At 51.8% G+C, this 16,567-nt stretch carries 16 protein-coding genes; 1 reads left to right on the forward strand and 15 read right to left on the reverse strand.

What is annotated here, in order from left to right; genetic code table 11:
- Positions 1 to 96: 96 nt before the first annotated feature.
- From wecG to trxA, 15 genes are all read right to left on the reverse strand, one after another.
- The gene (gene wecG / locus OGY06_RS00760) at positions 97 to 837 is read right to left on the reverse strand and encodes a lipopolysaccharide N-acetylmannosaminouronosyltransferase (protein WP_003828982.1); all 741 of its coding nucleotides are present in this window, start codon (positions 835 to 837) and stop codon (positions 97 to 99) included.
- Positions 837 to 2,192, reverse strand: a complete 1,356-nt coding sequence (wzyE, locus tag OGY06_RS00765; protein ID WP_020996101.1) for an ECA oligosaccharide polymerase — start codon at positions 2,190 to 2,192, stop codon at positions 837 to 839. The genes wecG and wzyE overlap by 1 nt, the downstream gene beginning before the upstream one ends.
- Complete coding sequence (locus OGY06_RS00770) at positions 2,189 to 3,268, reverse strand: TDP-N-acetylfucosamine:lipid II N-acetylfucosaminyltransferase (RefSeq protein WP_286604456.1); 1,080 nt, start codon at positions 3,266 to 3,268, stop codon at positions 2,189 to 2,191. Before OGY06_RS00770 ends, wzyE begins: the two co-directional genes overlap by 4 nt.
- Positions 3,265 to 4,515, reverse strand: a complete 1,251-nt coding sequence (gene wzxE, locus OGY06_RS00775; RefSeq protein WP_126957725.1) for a lipid III flippase WzxE — start codon at positions 4,513 to 4,515, stop codon at positions 3,265 to 3,267. Before wzxE ends, OGY06_RS00770 begins: the two co-directional genes overlap by 4 nt.
- Before the next feature lies 1 nt (position 4,516).
- Complete coding sequence (rffA, locus tag OGY06_RS00780) at positions 4,517 to 5,647, reverse strand: dTDP-4-amino-4,6-dideoxygalactose transaminase (RefSeq protein ID WP_003828992.1); 1,131 nt, start codon at positions 5,645 to 5,647, stop codon at positions 4,517 to 4,519.
- Between the two features lie 4 nt (positions 5,648 to 5,651).
- Positions 5,652 to 6,329 carry a dTDP-4-amino-4,6-dideoxy-D-galactose acyltransferase gene (gene rffC, locus OGY06_RS00785; RefSeq protein WP_275146053.1) on the reverse strand — a complete coding sequence of 226 codons (678 nt, stop codon included), beginning with the start codon at positions 6,327 to 6,329 and terminating at the stop codon, positions 5,652 to 5,654.
- Positions 6,307 to 7,188 carry a glucose-1-phosphate thymidylyltransferase RfbA gene (rfbA, locus tag OGY06_RS00790; protein ID WP_003828994.1) on the reverse strand — a complete coding sequence of 294 codons (882 nt, stop codon included), beginning with the start codon at positions 7,186 to 7,188 and terminating at the stop codon, positions 6,307 to 6,309. Before rfbA ends, rffC begins: the two co-directional genes overlap by 23 nt.
- A 33-nt stretch (positions 7,189 to 7,221) precedes the next feature.
- A complete protein-coding gene (gene rffG, locus OGY06_RS00795) occupies positions 7,222 to 8,289 on the reverse strand; it encodes a dTDP-glucose 4,6-dehydratase (protein ID WP_240389539.1) in 1,068 nt (355 codons plus the stop codon).
- Entirely contained in the window at positions 8,289 to 9,551 is a 1,263-nt protein-coding gene (wecC, locus tag OGY06_RS00800; RefSeq protein ID WP_008787073.1) for a UDP-N-acetyl-D-mannosamine dehydrogenase, read from the reverse strand. The genes rffG and wecC overlap by 1 nt, the downstream gene beginning before the upstream one ends.
- Entirely contained in the window at positions 9,548 to 10,678 is a 1,131-nt protein-coding gene (wecB, locus tag OGY06_RS00805) for a non-hydrolyzing UDP-N-acetylglucosamine 2-epimerase (protein WP_032934208.1), read from the reverse strand. Before wecB ends, wecC begins: the two co-directional genes overlap by 4 nt.
- 55 nt (positions 10,679 to 10,733) lie before the next feature.
- Positions 10,734 to 11,780 carry an ECA polysaccharide chain length modulation protein gene (wzzE, locus tag OGY06_RS00810; protein WP_003829003.1) on the reverse strand — a complete coding sequence of 349 codons (1,047 nt, stop codon included), beginning with the start codon at positions 11,778 to 11,780 and terminating at the stop codon, positions 10,734 to 10,736.
- 12 nt (positions 11,781 to 11,792) lie between these two features.
- Entirely contained in the window at positions 11,793 to 12,896 is a 1,104-nt protein-coding gene (wecA, locus tag OGY06_RS00815) for a UDP-N-acetylglucosamine--undecaprenyl-phosphate N-acetylglucosaminephosphotransferase (protein WP_032945680.1), read from the reverse strand.
- A gap of 238 nt (positions 12,897 to 13,134) precedes the next feature.
- A complete protein-coding gene (gene rho / locus OGY06_RS00820) occupies positions 13,135 to 14,394 on the reverse strand; it encodes a transcription termination factor Rho (RefSeq protein WP_002437993.1) in 1,260 nt (419 codons plus the stop codon).
- An 87-nt stretch (positions 14,395 to 14,481) separates the two neighbouring features.
- Entirely contained in the window at positions 14,482 to 14,601 is a 120-nt protein-coding gene (locus OGY06_RS00825; RefSeq protein WP_049259789.1) for a rho operon leader peptide, read from the reverse strand.
- Between the two features lie 130 nt (positions 14,602 to 14,731).
- Complete coding sequence (trxA, locus tag OGY06_RS00830) at positions 14,732 to 15,061, reverse strand: thioredoxin TrxA (protein ID WP_001280776.1); 330 nt, start codon at positions 15,059 to 15,061, stop codon at positions 14,732 to 14,734.
- A 143-nt stretch (positions 15,062 to 15,204) separates the two neighbouring features.
- Here trxA and rhlB point away from each other — a divergent pair, with 143 nt between their 5' ends.
- Positions 15,205 to 16,473 (forward strand): ATP-dependent RNA helicase RhlB, encoded by a 1,269-nt coding sequence (gene rhlB / locus OGY06_RS00835; RefSeq protein ID WP_003829013.1) that lies wholly within the window; start codon positions 15,205 to 15,207, stop codon positions 16,471 to 16,473.
- The last annotated feature ends 94 nt before the right edge of the window (positions 16,474 to 16,567 follow it).

Consider the following 16,567-nt stretch of genomic DNA (forward strand, 5'->3'; position numbering starts at 1 on the left):
TCAAAAAATAAATAGATTGTGCGAGAAAGCAGCGATAATGTTGTGAATAAGTAGCGTAATTAGCAGATCACGCTACTTACCAGAGGAGAGAGGGCGTCAGAGGTTGCCGGTATAGTGCCAGCGGAGATAGCGTAATAAGCGAAGTTGTCGAGTAATACGGCTCGGCTGCGACAATAAGCGATACAGCCACTCCAGCCCCAGATTTTGCCAGATTTTAGGTGCGCGCTTAACGTGACCGGTAAAGACGTCGTAGGTACCTCCCACGCCCATATACAGCGCGTCAGGGTGAGTCTTGCGGCAATCACGCATAAAGATCTCTTGTTTTGGCGAACCCATCGCCACCGTCACAATTTGCGCACCGCTGGCGTGAATACGCTCAAACAACGCCTGACGCTGCTCTGGGGCAAAATAACCGTCCTGACTACCCACAATGTTCACGCGCCACTGCGCACGTAGTTTTGCTTCTGTTTGCGCCAGAACTTCAGGCTTGCCACCAACCAGGAAAACAGGCGTTCCGTTTTGCCCGGCTCGCGCCATCAGCGCTTCCCAAAGGTCAGCTCCGGCCACGCGTGAAACCTGTGCCTGCGGGAATTTTTTGCGCACCGAACGCACCACGCTAATTCCATCCGCATATTTGAACTCCGCGGCGTTGATCAGCTCCCTCACTTCAGGGTTATCTTCTGCTGTCAGCATCTTCTCAGCGTTGATAGCCACCAGCGTTCCTGACCTGAGGTGTCCTTCGGCAAACAGGTAATTCAGCGCATGTTGCATATCGCGCCAGCCAATCAGTTGTAATCCGCGCAACGAATACAGCGGCGCAGTTGTGTTATCTGTCATTACGATCCTTCAATCTGTGTACGGGGCAGCGATTTGATTCGTTTATGGATGAGTCCCGCGCTATCGAATAGCCAGAACAGCAGTTTTGCCACCAGTAGGCAAACGCCGAAAATCACGAGGAAAAAGACCACTCGTGAGACAAACGAATCCAGCCCTTCACGTGCCAACACAATCATATTGAAAATGGCGCCAAAACAGAAACTGTGCAAAATCGCCGCCTTATATCGATTGGTTTCTCGGTTACCTAGCTCATACAGCCAGTCGAACCACTTGATGATGAGCCCAACAACAATCGCGCCTAATGGTATAAACAGCGCCCCGCCCATCACCACCAGTGAACCAATTAACGTCGGCGAAATCGCCAGTCCTGAGTGGTTGTTCAACACTTCCCAGGTAAAGTAGTTCGCTGAGTTGAGTACAATACTCGGCCGCCCAGGCCACAGCCAGGAGGGGATAAAGACGTAGAAGTCACGGACGATCGGCGCCAGCCCCTGGAACTCAATATTGTGGTAATTCTGCAACAACAGCGCCAGGTTCTCCCACGGCGAGAAGGTGTCGCGCGTAAGGTACAGGAACGTATAGAACGCCTCATCGCCGCTAACGCTCATTCCGTAGCGCTTCAACGCCAGCCAGAACATCCCGACAATGCCCAACACGCCTGCAGCGGCCAACATCCACAGCGAAATCCAGCCGCGAATAATGCCGATAAACAAGAAGATGGCAAACGCGATAATGATATTGGCCCGCGTCCCACCCACAATCATATAGGTCAGCAAACCAAACGCGACGGTACTCACCAGGAAGAACACCCACGCTTTGCTGTCCTGACGTAAGAAATAAACCACCAGCATTGCCGGAATGAAGAAGTAGAAGAAACGCTTCAGAGCGACGCCAGAGACTTCACTGGAAAAAATCTGGCTATAGGATTGCAGTCTGAACAGCAGGAATCCGTTGTGCATAAAGAAGATGCCCACGCTCACCAGCGCAATCGCCATCAGGATAACCCAGGTCAAATGGGCTTCAACGCGATTGATGGTAAACAGCGGCCTGCGCGGCTTATCATCTACTCGTTTGCGCAAGCGCGTTTTATACGTCACGTAGTAGACGGCATAGAAACAGGCGGCTGACAGCAAGGCCTGTAGAAGGATCTCCGGCGGAGCCACTGCCACATCAAAGCGGAACACCAGGATGCTGGTTAACGGGAATCCGAAGAAGAACGTCAGCAAGAACAACAATGAGAAGAAAACATTGAAGTTAAAACGCACGCGGCGGAACTCAAACCAGGTCAGTGTGGCGATAAACAAGGTGGAGAGCAGCCAGACCACCAGAAGACCGCTGAATTGCATCAGGCTCATACGGTTTCTCCTGAAGCAATGCGCAGCGCGTTGTGCCACGGCTGCAGATAATTCGGGCTAAAGAAGGTAATAGTATTTTTATCTACCGATGCCAACTGGCGCTGCGCTTCACGTACGACGCCTTCATTGAGATCATCAGTGGTAAATAACACCGGAAGATTTTGTTCCACCATATCCTGCCAGAAGGGATTTTCACGGTTGAGCACGCATGGGATACCCGCCTGGATCAGCAAACACAGGGTACCGATTCCCTGTTGACGGGCAAAAATAAAGTAACCCAAATCACACTGCCGCAATAATGTTAGATAGGCATCAAATTCCAGCTTTTCACTCAAAATTTGCAGATTGTCAGAGCTAAATAACGCCAGACCGGCCTGACGAACCTCATCGATATAGGCCGTATTATTGGCGGGATAACCCATCGGCACAATCACATTCACCGTGTCGCCAAACTGCTGATGGACGGCGCGAAGCGCGGCAACATGCTCATTGCTGCGATCGCCAGAGTTGCCAACCAGCACCGTCATCTTGCCGCTGCGCTGGCAATCATTGCTCATGTTATTGAGTGAAGGGTCCATTCGCGTTGGGAAATAGAGCAACTCACCCCGCACACGGGGATGTTGCTCGGCGAAATAACGTAAATCGCCCCGTGTGGCAAACACGCAGCCCACACGATTCTGCGCCATGCGGCGAACCGGGTAAAACAGGCGGAATTTCAGCCCACTGGAGACTTCGTATAAATCAGCGCCCCAGATATGCCAGTAAAACTGCGCCGGTTTAATCCCGCCACTCAGCAGCGCCAGCCACAGGCTGGTGTTGAACTGACCGTGGAAGAAGAAACGCTGCTGGCGATCCGCTTTTGCTTTCGCGATCACAGCGTCAGCAAGCGCCTTTTTCCCGCTGTAGAAGCTTAGCGATAACGCCGGGCAGCTCTCACTGAGTCCCGCATCCTGACCGGCAACCATAAACGTGCGCGCATGCTCGCTCGTCGCAGCCAGCGAGTCGTTGAAAAACCGCAGCACGGTTTGGTTATGGTGAGGGATATCCGATCCCAGAACGTGAATCAGTACAGTCATGCCCGCCTACGCCAGAGTAAAAACACGCCACAACAAAGAGAAAAATAGACGATGTACGTTGCCATATAAGCCTGTGCCGCTCCCAGCGCACCGTGTGCAGGGATCAGCCAGTGAGCAAACACCGTCAATAACATGAACTGGCTAATTTCAGCCAAAATATAAAACCGCAGCGATGCTTTCGCGATCACCAGATACCCAAAGACATACGCCCCTACTTTCAGTACATCGCCGACCAGTTGCCAGGCAAACAGATCGCGCATGGCGGTGAATTTTGCGGAGAAAAGCAGCCAGATCGCAAAATCACGCAGCAACCAAACAGTAAAGCTCGCAGCGGCAACCGCCGGTAACACGAACTTCAGCGACTTAACCACCTCGCGCGTAATGTCGCGCTTTTCGGTCAGTCGAGACAACGTCGGAAGCAAGTAAACGCTGAATGAGGCGGTAATGAATTGCAGATAAGCATCAGAGATACTGCTTACTCCCTGCCAAATCCCCACATCATCCCAACTGTACTGCGCCGCCAGCAGGTTTCGCATCATCACGTATGCCACAGGCAGCGTTACGGACGTAATCAGCGCCATCAGGGTAAACTTGCTTAGCTGTCCAGCCAGACCGTTATCCCACGAGGGTTTCAGGTAATGCAGGGGAATTGCCCCACGCTTAATCAGCATAATAGCGGCGGGGATAACGACCAACGCGGGCACTAACGCCAGACCCAGCAAAGCGCCTTCATACCCTCCCAGGCGATAACAGCCATAATAAGCCACTACGCCCACCAGGCTACCCACAATCAGCGACAGCGCGTTACCCGCCGCATCGCGAAAGCCCTTCATCAACGCCAGCAGCAGGTTCGCCCAGGCAATACCCATCTGCACCAGCGCAACCAGTCTTACCAGCCCCTGATAATGAGTATGGCCAAACAATCCCTGACTGATTGGCGCGGCCGCCAGCAGAAAAATCACCGCCATCAGCGTAGAGAATCCCAGCACCATCGCGGAAGATGTACCGACTACCTTACGGAGCTGGGTCGGATCGTCATGGTGCTGCGCAACATATTTCGTGACGCCGTTGAAAATGCCGGCCCCCGCCAGGACACCAAGCACGGTGACCATCTGGCGGAAGTTACCCGCCTGCCCCACACCTGCCGGGCCAAACGACACCGCCAGCAGCTTCACGACCAGCAATCCTGCACCAATTTTTACCAGCGTACTGGCTGCCGTCCATAAGGACGCTTTAGCAAGCGACATATCAGGCGAAGTAGTTGAGTAAGGTCGAAATGACCGTTCGCTGGTTTACTGGCGACAGGTTGTAAAACAGCGGCAAGCGCAGCAGACGCTCGCTCTCTTTAGTGGTGAAACGATCAACACCGGCAAATACGCCGAATTTATCGCCAGCCGGACAATCATGTAGCGGGATATAGTGGAACACCGCCATAATTTCAGCTTCTTTCAAGAAGTTAATCAACGCCGTGCGATCGTCGATATCGCGCAGCTTGATATAAAACATATGGGCGTTTTGCACGCAGCCGTCCGGGACAGAAGGTAGCTCGATACGTCCGGCACGCGCCAGCGGTTCGAGAGCATCATAGTAGTTCTGCCACAGCGCCAGACGCTGCTGGTTAATACGGTCAGCCGCTTCCAGTTGCGCCCACAGATAGGCAGCCTGCAGATCGGACATCAGATAGCTGGAGCCAATATCACGCCAGGTATACTTATCCACCTGACCGCGGAAAAACTGGCTGCGGTTAGTTCCTTTTTCACGGATGATCTCTGCACGTTCGACTAATTTTTTATCATTAATCAGCGTCGCACCACCTTCACCGCCTGCGGTATAGTTTTTGGTCTCATGGAAGCTAAAGCAACCGATGTGACCAATCGTCCCCAGCGCCCGACCTTTGTAAGTCGACATGACGCCCTGGGCCGCATCTTCCACGACAAACAGGTTATGTTTGGTCGCCAGCGCCATGATGGTATCCATTTCACAGGCTACGCCCGCGTAATGCACCGGAACGATAGCGCGGGTCTTGTCGGTGATCGCCGCTTCAATCAGCGTTTCGTCAATGTTCATGGTATCCGGGCGGATATCAACAAAGACAATTTTCGCACCGCGCAGCACGAAAGCATTGGCCGTGGAAACAAACGTATAGCTCGGCATAATGACTTCATCGTCAGGCTGGATATCCAGCAGCAATGCCGCCATCTCAAGCGATGCGGTGCAGGAAGGCGTCAGCAATACTTTCTCGCTGCCAAAATGCTGTTCCAGCCACTGTTGGCAGCGACGGGTAAAACCACCGTCGCCACACAGCTTGCCGCTGTTCATCGCAGACTGCATGTAATCGAGTTCAGTGCCCACCACCGGCGGTGCGTTAAATGGAATCATCGTGTCACCTGTATAACCAATACGCGGTGCTTTCCACATTCGCACCACTGTGTATATAACGTTTAAGCGCGGCGGTATTGCCCATTTGGGTCGCCACGCGCAATGTTGTTTTACCGCGAGCCTGCGCCCAGCAAAGGGCAGCCTGCATCAGTTCTGCTCCCGCCCCACGCCCGGCCAGCAGGCCAATTCGCGCCTCGGTCGCATTCAGTTCACGCAACGAGACATAGCCACGAATATCACCAGCCGGTGTACGAAAAACGAGGCATTGATGATCGAACGTCCCCAGCACCGCGTTTTCAATCCACTGCGCGTAAAAACGCGCGCTGGCATCTGCGGCATACCACGGGGCGCGAAAACGACTTTGCGCGAACGCCTGTCCTGCCAATTGGCGTAATGCCGGGATATCCGTAGTTTGTGCGACCTGCGCACCGGGGTCGTCGCTGACACACATCACTGGCATTACGAAATCCACTTCACCTTCAACCAGTGAGAAGCCCAACTGTTGCAGGGCGTCTAATTCATGGATATTGGCGGCAGGAATTTTTGCCTGTACCCGCGACCAGGGCTGCAACACATCCGCAGTCAGAACCGGCGCGTGTTGGTCAAAACGCACAATGGCGCTATTCACGCCAAAGAACGTATTTTCCCAGCTAAGCGGCTCAATACTGGCGCGGACGAGCACGGAGCAGCTCCAGCAGGTATTGACCATAACCCGTTTTGGCCAGTGAACTGGCAGCACGCTTCACGCCTTCGTCATCCAGCCAACCGTTACGCCAGGCGATTTCTTCCAGACAGGCTATTTTAAAGCCCTGACGTTTTTCCACCGTCTGCACAAACGTGCTCGCTTCGATAAGACTGTCGTGCGTACCGGTATCCAGCCAGGCAAAACCACGCCCGAGCAATTCGACCGTCAAATGCCCATCATCAAGGTACATCTGGTTAATAGACGTTATCTCCAGCTCCCCACGCTCAGAAGGTTTTACGCGTTTTGCATATTCCACCACCTTGCTGTCATAGAAATAGAGACCAGTCACTGCCCAGTTGGATTTTGGTGCTTTCGGCTTCTCTTCCAGCGAGATAGCTCGAAAATTGTCGTCAAACTCCACGACACCAAAACGTTCAGGATCCATCACCTGGTAACCAAACACCGTCGCGCCTTGCATTCTGGCGGCTACGTGACGCAGTTTTGGACTGAATCCCTGACCAAAGAAGATATTGTCTCCTAACACCAGACATGATGGTTCACCGTTAAGGAACGTTTCACCAATGATAAATGCCTGTGCTAATCCATCCGGACTGGGTTGCTCAGCATAGTGCAATTCAATGCCGAACTCAGATCCATCGCCCAGTAAGCGCTGGAAATAGCCTTTATCTTCCGGTGTAGTGATAATCAGGATTTCGCGAATTCCCGCCAGCATCAATACTGATAACGGGTAGTAAATCATCGGCTTATCGTAAATAGGCAATAGCTGCTTCGATACGCCACGCGTAATGGGATACAGGCGAGTACCTGAGCCACCCGCCAGAATGATACCTTTCATGCGTTGTCTCCTCCGGGAGCCAAAACCAGGCTGTTAGCCCTTCAGACCTAAACGTTCGCCCTGGTAACTGCCGTCCTGCACGGGTTTCCACCATGCCTGATTAGCCAGATACCACTGCACGGTTTTGCGCATTCCGCTTTCAAACGTTTCTTGCGGCATCCAGCCTAGTTCACGCGCAATTTTCGACGCGTCAATGGCATAACGCAAATCATGACCCGGGCGATCGTCCACAAAAGCGATCAAGTCGCGGTACTGCGCGATACCCTGCGGCTTTTGCGGTGCCAGCTCTTCCAACAGGCTGCAAACCGTTTCGACAACTTCCAGGTTTTTACGCTCGTTATGGCCACCGATATTATAGGTTTCTCCCACCGCGCCCGTTCTCGCCACACAATAGAGCGCCCTGGCGTGATCTTCTACATACAACCAGTCACGGATCTGTTGCCCATTGCCGTAAACCGGCAACGGCTTCCCCGCCAATGCGTTGAGGATCATCAGCGGAATCAGTTTTTCCGGGAAATGGTACGGACCATAGTTGTTAGAACAGTTGGTTATCAGCGTTGGCAGACCGTAGGTACGCAGCCAGGCACGAACCAGATGATCGCTGCTGGCTTTCGACGCGGAATAAGGGCTGCTCGGTGCATACGGTGTGGTTTCAGTGAAGAAATCATCCGTAGAATGCAGGTCGCCATACACCTCGTCAGTCGAGATATGGTGGAAACGAAACGCTGATTTTTTCTCGCTGGTTAAATCACTCCAGTAAGCGCGCGCCGCTTCCAACAGCATGTAGGTTCCCACGATGTTCGTTTCGATAAAGGCGGCCGGACCATCAATTGAGCGATCGACGTGGCTTTCTGCCGCCAGATGCATCACGCAGTCCGGCTGATAGTGTTGAAACACCCTGTCGAGCGAAGCTCGATCGCAGATATCGACTTTCTCAAAGGTAAAACGAGGATTCTGTGCAACCGGCTCCAACGACATCAGGTTTCCGGCATAGGTCAGCTTATCGACCACAATTGCCGCATCCTGAGTCTCCTGAATGATATGCCGTACAACCGCCGAGCCGATGAATCCCGCTCCACCGGTAACCAGAATTCGTTTCATTAGCGCCAGACCCCTTTGGTATCAACGATATATTGCTGGTGAACCGCATCGCCTTTAATGGCTTTAAATTCATTATGGTCGACCAGCAAGACCAGCACATCGGCGCTAGCCAGGGCATCGTCCAGCGCTGCCAGTTGGCACAGACCGTCCAGTTTTTTCGGCAGTTGATGGATGTTCGGTTCCACTACCAATGTTTCACCTTTGTGCCAATGCGCGATGCTTTGCGCAATTCCCATCGCCGGGCTTTCACGTAAGTCATCAATATTCGGTTTAAATGCCAGACCAAAACAGGCAATTTTCACTTCGCTGGCCCGTTTATTGGTATCCGCCAGACAGTCGGCCACGGCAGCTTTTACCTGATCAACCACCCAATGAGGTTTACCGTCGTTTACCTCACGCGCGGTGCGAATCAATTTCGCCTGCTGCGGGTTCTGCGCCACGATAAACCACGGATCAACCGCGATACAGTGCCCGCCAACCCCCGGACCCGGCTGCAAAATATTCACGCGCGGATGGCGATTTGCCAGTCGAATCAGTTCCCAGACGTTGATCCCCTGATCGGCGCAAATCAGCGACAGCTCATTGGCGAAGGCGATATTGACGTCACGGAAGCTATTTTCAGTCAGTTTGCACATTTCCGCCGTACGGGCGTTGGTCACGACACATTCGCCCTCAAGGAAAATGTTGTACAGTTCGCTAGCACGCGCGGAACAGACGGAGGTCATTCCCCCAATCACGCGGTCGTTTTTAATCAGTTCAACCATCACCTGGCCCGGCAGCACGCGCTCTGGGCAATAAGCAATGTTAACGTCCGCGTGTTCACCGACTTGCTGCGGGAAAGTCAGGTCAGGACGCATTTCAGCCAGCCATGTGGCCATCTGTTCAGTGGCCCCGACAGGCGACGTCGATTCAAGGATCACCAACGCGCCTTTTTTCAGCACCGGTGCAAGAGACTTGGCTGCGGCTTCCACATAAACCATATCGGGTTCGTGCTCCCCCTTAAACGGAGTAGGCACAGCAATCAGATAGGCATCCGCATCTACAGGGGTTGTGGTCGCACGCAGAAATCCATTTTCGACCGCCGTTTTCACCACTGCGCCCAAATCTGGCTCAACGATATGAATTTCACCGCGATTAATGGTATCCACCGCGTGTTGATTTACATCTACGCCAATCACATGCTTTTGACGGGAAGCAAAGGCAGCCGCCGTCGGCAGTCCGATATAACCCAGCCCAATGACAGAAATGGTCGTAAAACTCATAGCGATATCCGATTATTTTTTAACGCGTGTAAAATGCGGCCACATGCCTGCCCGTCACCATACGGATTATGGGCGCGGCTCATGGTCTGATATTCATTGTCGTCATGCAGCAAACGCGTGACTTCTTCGACAATACGCTGCGGGTCGGTCCCTACCAGACGTACTGTGCCTGCAGTAATCGCTTCCGGACGTTCCGTCGTTTCGCGCATCACCAGTACGGGTTTCCCCAGAGATGGGGCTTCTTCCTGAATCCCGCCAGAGTCGGTAAGGATCAGCCAGGCGTGATTCATCAGCCAGACAAACGGCATGTAATCCTGCGGTTCAATCAGGATGACGTTTTCAACGTGACCCAGAATGCGATTAACCGGTTCGCTGACGTTAGGATTCAGGTGCACCGGATAGACAATCTGTACGTTCTGATTGGCCGCAGCAATTTCCGCCAACGCATGGCAAATGTGTTCAAAACCGCGACCGAAGCTTTCCCGACGATGACCGGTCACCAGTATCATCTTTTTATCCGAGCTCAGGAATGGGTAATGCTCTGCCAGTTCAGCTCGCAATGCATCGCTCGCCAGTACGCGATCGCGTACCCAGATCAACGCATCAATAACCGTATTACCTGTAACGAAGATTCGACTATCAGAAATGTTTTCTCGTAACAGGTTTTGGCGCGAGTTTTCTGTTGGTGCAAAATGATACATCGCCAGATGCCCGGTCAGCGTACGGTTCGCCTCTTCCGGCCAGGGAGAGTAGAGATCGCCTGTACGTAAGCCTGCCTCCACATGCCCTACCGGGATGCGCTGATAGAACGCGGCCAGGCTAGTAGCAATGGTGGTTGTGGTATCGCCGTGAACTAACACAACGTCAGGTTTAAAATCAGCCAGAATTGGCTTTAATCCTTCCAGTATTCGGCAGGTAATTTCTGTTAGTCCCTGACCTGGCTGCATAATATTGAGATCGTAGTCAGGTACAATGGAAAAGAGGTTCAACACCTGATCGAGCATCTCCCGATGCTGCGCCGTGACGCAAACTTTTGCCTCAAAATCAGGATCTTTTGCCAGCGCATGAACCAGAGGTGCCATTTTTATGGCCTCCGGTCGCGTGCCAAATACAGTCAGTACTTTCACATCGATTCTCTTCGGATTGGCAGTGAGGGCCCAGCCCCTCACTGCAACGATATTGCTAAATCGTGCGGCGACGGGTTAACGCGACACCGGCACCGATCAGAGCCCCAACGATGCCCCACATAATCATCAGGAAGGCACGACGAGGGCTGTCACGTTTTACCGGTTCCTCCGGCGTACGCAAATAACGATAGGTCTGAAAACGCGGATCCAGAGTTGGCCCAACGTTCAGTGTGTTAAGCATGGCTCGGTTTTGGAAGTAGTCCAGATCGAAATCGGGACCAACAGATTGCAGGTTTTCGAGTCGTGCCTGCAGCATAGGACGTCCAAGCAAAAACAGTTCAGAATCGGGTAGCTCTTCAGCCGGAACGTCAGTGGAAGTACGCGAAATATTATGCTGTTCAGCAATTTTGAGAGCCTGCTCAATGTTGTGAACTCGGCGAGAGAAAATCGATTTCGCCACTTCTTCCTGGCGTTTAACCTGCGCCTTCATTTGCACAGTGCGCGCAGCCCAGGCTCCCTTTAACTCGTCGTTCAGATGACGCGCCGCACGCTGACTGGCAAACGCGACGTACTGACGCAACAGATTGTTGGCATCAGGTGCCGTTTCGGCAATCAGCTTCACGCTGTCATTGGTATTACGAACCGCATCGCCGGGCATAAACTGAATGTTATTAATCAGTTCATCCAGCATCGCCGCATCGGCTTTACTGTTACCCACCATACGTTGCTTGTAATAATCAGTCTGCTGCCAGAATTCACGGCGCGTATCCCATGAGGCAAGCTGCATGATAAATTCTTTATAGGCCTCATCCATCACTGACGGCTGATCCGCAGATGCAAGACTGGCCTTGATGTCCAGGTTACGTAAGAACTGCTGCTGAGAGTAATAGCCGCCCAACATATTAACCGTTGGCCTGTCTGAAATCGCCGTCGCGCTCCACTCCTGACGAGCAAAAAACGTATAGGCGAGAGCGACTAACGCGAAGGCGAGAGCCATACCGACGATCCACACCTTCCCTGTCCACAAAGTACGAAACAACCCACGGATGTCCAGTTCATTTTCAGCGCTCATGGCATGTTCCCCCGGTAATGGTTGTGTCATCGTACCCTCAATTTATTTGGTTAAGTTTGGTTTACTGTCACGGTTTCTACGCAACTTGCGCTTCCAGCGTTTGATAAATCTCGCTACCTTCCAGGCACGTTTAATACAATAGTCGTACAAGACAAATGCCAGTAAAAAGAGCACCAGCATCACCCATTCCGGAACGACCCGAGAATATTCAGCCAACACGCCGATAGAAGCCAGGATCGCAGCAGCCAGTGTAATCAGGACAAAAGCCTGTCGGGAGGTAAACCCGGCACGCATGATTAAATGGTGAATATGTTGACGGTCCGGGGAGAAAGGGCTCATGCCTTTACGTAAACGACGATACATGATCGCAACCATATCCATTAACGGAATAGCAATAATCCACAGTGCGGTGACCGGACTAATAGGATGCGTTTTACCTTGAGTGGTCTCCAGCAGGATCCAGATGACCGTAAAGCCAATCAGCGTACTCCCCGCATCGCCCATAAAGACCTTATAGCGCCGTCCGAGAATACCCAGGTTCAGCATGATGTAAGGCAGAATGGCGGCGATCATGGCAAAACACCAGATAGCCAGGCTTGTCTGGCCGTCAAACCACAAGATAAGCCCCATTGCGGCGAATGATACGCTGGATAGCCCGCCTAACAGACCATCAATCCCATCCACCATGTTAAAGGCGTTAATTGCAGCCCAAACGGCGAAAAGGGTAAGGAAATAGCCAAAAGGACCGAGCACCATCTCCCAAGGGCCAAAAATGAACCCAAGGCTCAACAGATAGAGCTTACCTACCGCCATCATAATGATGCCGATGATAGCCTGGATGGTCGCACGGATTTTTACACTGATATCAAAGCGGTCGTCCAGCGCACCGATAAACACCAGTACACCGGCACAAGCCAGGTAGAGAGTTGCATGCGGGATATAATAATCGGCGATGAGGAACGTAAAGCAAATGCCTGCGTAAACCGAAATCCCCCCAACCAACGGAATCAGTCCCTGATGACGTTTGCGGAAGTTGGGTTTATCCACCAATCCTATCTTTTTCGCAACCTTACGGGCAAAGAAAAGAAACAGCGTTGTGAATAAAAAAATACTGATGAGATCAGTACTTGCTGTCAGTAAATTCACTATACATACTCTCAAAGAATATCAATATATGAAGTATAACCATCCAGGCGATTATTCAGAAGAGAAACCCGATTCCATATCAGGTGGTTCTGTATGATTATTAACCACAAAATACGAATTACAACCCTTCGTCGCCAGGCGGTATGTCATACCGGATTATTATTATTGTGTCGTTAAGATTACATCCACAAAAGCAAAACGCCACGTAAAAACGTGGCGTTTTCAGATGATGCCCGAATCAGGAGCGCTTCATCATATCGAAGAAGTCGTCGTTGGTCTTGGTCATCGCCAGTTTGTTAATGAGGAATTCCATTGCGTCGATTTCACCCATCGGATGGATGATTTTGCGCAGGATCCACATTTTCTGCAGCTCTTCCTGGGTGGTGAGCAGCTCTTCTTTACGGGTACCGGAACGGTTGTAGTCGATAGCCGGGAAGACGCGTTTTTCAGCAATCTTACGAGAGAGATGCAGTTCCATGTTGCCGGTACCTTTAAACTCTTCGTAGATAACTTCATCCATTTTAGAGCCGGTATCAATCAGCGCAGTCGCGATAATTGTCAGGCTACCGCCCTCTTCCACGTTACGTGCAGCACCAAAGAAACGCTTAGGACGATGCAGGGCGTTGGCGTCCACACCACCGGTCAGTACTTTACCGGAAGCCGGAACCACGGTGTTATATGCACGCGCCAGACGGGTGATGGAGTCAAGCAGAATGATAACGTCTTTCTTGTGTTCAACCAGACGTTTCGCCTTCTCGATAACCATTTCCGCAACCTGAACGTGACGGGAGGCTGGTTCGTCAAAGGTAGAGGCAACCACTTCACCTTTCACCAGACGCTGCATCTCGGTAACTTCTTCCGGACGTTCGTCAATCAGCAGCACCATCAGCACGCAGTCAGGATGATTGTATGCAATGCTCTGCGCGATGTTCTGCAGCAGCATGGTTTTACCCGCTTTCGGCGGAGCAACAATCAGACCACGTTGGCCACGACCGATCGGCGATGCCAGATCCAGTACACGCGCCGTTAAGTCTTCAGTAGAACCGTTACCACGTTCCATACGCAGACGAGAGTTTGCGTGCAGCGGCGTTAAGTTCTCAAAGAGGATTTTGTTACGGGCGTTTTCTGGTTTGTCGTAGTTAACTTCGTTAACTTTCAACAGCGCAAAGTAGCGTTCACCTTCTTTTGGCGGGCGAATCTTACCAGAAATGGTATCACCAGTGCGGAGGTTGAAACGGCGGATTTGGCTGGGAGAAACGTAGATGTCATCAGGACCGGCGAGGTAGGAGCTGTCTGCAGAGCGGAGGAAACCAAATCCATCCTGCAATATCTCCAGCACACCGTCACCAAAGATATCTTCGCCACTCTTTGCGTGCTGCTTCAGGATGGCAAAAATAATGTCCTGCTTGCGCATACGAGCCAGGTTTTCAAGGCCCATATTTTCGCCGAGAGTGATCAGCTCAGAAACCGGCGTATTCTTTAATTCGGTAAGATTCATAATGGTGTGAGTTCTTAAACTTGGGGTAAATCTCGAACTTAATGTTGTGAATGGTATGGCAGGGTCATCCATGCCTGTTTACGGCCATCAACTCATGTCTGTTCGCTGTCTGGTCACAGGAAAGTACGCAGAACTGAAACGACAAGACGGATTGAGTGACAAGCCAGGAATCTGTCCACTTCTCGCGCGAGAAACAACGGGAAGTATTGGATATAACTAGATTCAAACTTAATAAGGTATGTTTAATACGAAGTCAACACTAACTTAGCACGACTCAAGTCGGGCGTCCAGTCATCCGAATCATTTCGAAGTAGGGTCGCCCGATCATGAGACTTCCTTACGCTAAATTAGCGTCGAGGAATTCTTTCAACTGACCTTTGGACAGCGCGCCGACTTTCGTCGCCGCAACTTCACCGTTTTTAAACAGCAGCAGGGTCGGGATGCCACGGATACCATACTTCGGCGCGGTGCCTGGGTTTTGGTCAATGTTCAGTTTAGCAACCGTCAGTTTGCCCTGATATTCGTCAGCGATTTCATCCAGAATCGGAGCGATCATTTTGCACGGACCGCACCACTCTGCCCAGAAATCAACGAGGATTGCTCCGTCCGCTTTGAGTACATCCGTGTCAAAACTGTCGTCAGTCAGGTGAATAATTTTATCGCTCATAATAACTCCACAGGAATAAGCCTGGTGCATTGGTGTAGCATTAATCAACGACGTGTTGATGTAGCATTAACCAACTAAAGGTTGACTTTATTTCACCGGATACGCTTTCGTAAAGCAATAGTAAGCTGATATTCTACCACACTATGAGCAAAACACATTTAACAGAACAGAAGTTTTCCGACTTCGCCCTGCACCCAAAGGTGATAGAAGCCCTTGAAAACAAAGGCTTTCATAACTGCACGCCCATTCAGGCCCTCGCGCTGCCGCTAACGCTGGCTGGTCGTGATGTTGCCGGGCAGGCGCAAACCGGTACCGGAAAAACGATGGCGTTCCTGACGTCAACGTTTCATTATCTTCTCTCTCATCCCGCGATTGCCGATCGCAAGGTGAACCAACCGCGTGCGTTAATTATGGCACCAACGCGTGAGTTAGCCGTGCAGATCCACGCCGATGCCGAGCCGCTGGCACAGACCACGGGTCTGAAATTAGGCCTGGCGTATGGCGGCGACGGTTATGATAAACAACTGAAAGTGCTGGAAAGCGGCGTCGATATTCTTATCGGCACGACCGGTCGTCTCATCGACTATGCAAAACAGAACCACATTAATCTGGGCGCGATTCAGGTCGTGGTGCTGGATGAAGCCGATCGTATGTACGATCTGGGCTTTATTAAAGATATCCGTTGGCTGTTCCGTCGTATGCCGCCAACCACCCAACGTCTGAACATGCTGTTTTCTGCAACCCTCTCATACCGCGTTCGCGAACTGGCGTTCGAACAGATGAATAACGCTGAGTACGTTGAAGTCGAACCGGAACAGAAAACAGGCCACCGCATTAAAGAAGAGCTCTTCTACCCTTCCAACGAAGAGAAAATGCGTTTGCTGCAAACGCTGATTGAAGAAGAGTGGCCAGATCGCGCCATTGTTTTTGCTAACACCAAGCATCGTTGTGAAGATATCTGGGGCAGCCTTGCTGCGGACGGTCATCGCGTCGGTCTGCTGACCGGTGACGTAGCACAGAAAAAACGTCTGCGTATTCTTGATGAGTTCACCCGTGGCGATCTCGACATTCTCGTTGCGACGGATGTCGCTGCGCGTGGCCTGCATATTCCAGCTGTAACGCACGTATTTAACTATGACCTGCCGGATGACTGTGAAGATTACGTTCACCGAATCGGTCGTACCGGACGTGCTGGCGCAAGCGGTCACTCTATCAGCCTGGCCTGTGAAGAGTACGCGCTGAATTTACCCGCAATCGAGACCTATATCGGCCACTCGATTCCGGTAAGCAAATATAACCCGGATGCGCTGATGACCGATCTGCCGAAGCCGTTGCGCTTAACGCGCCCGCGTACAGGCAATGGCCCACGCCGTACCGGTGGTGCTCCGCGTAATCGTCGTCGTTCAGGTTAAGAAAAGTTATGCCATACACAAAATCATTCAGCCTGTATCAAGGCGGCAAGAAAACGAATCCCGATGAGCTTACTTTAGTAAGTTATTCGGGTGA

The sequence above is a fragment of the Citrobacter sp. Cpo147 genome, from assembly GCF_030332405.1.
In the GTDB taxonomy this organism is placed as follows: domain Bacteria; phylum Pseudomonadota; class Gammaproteobacteria; order Enterobacterales; family Enterobacteriaceae; genus Citrobacter; species Citrobacter portucalensis.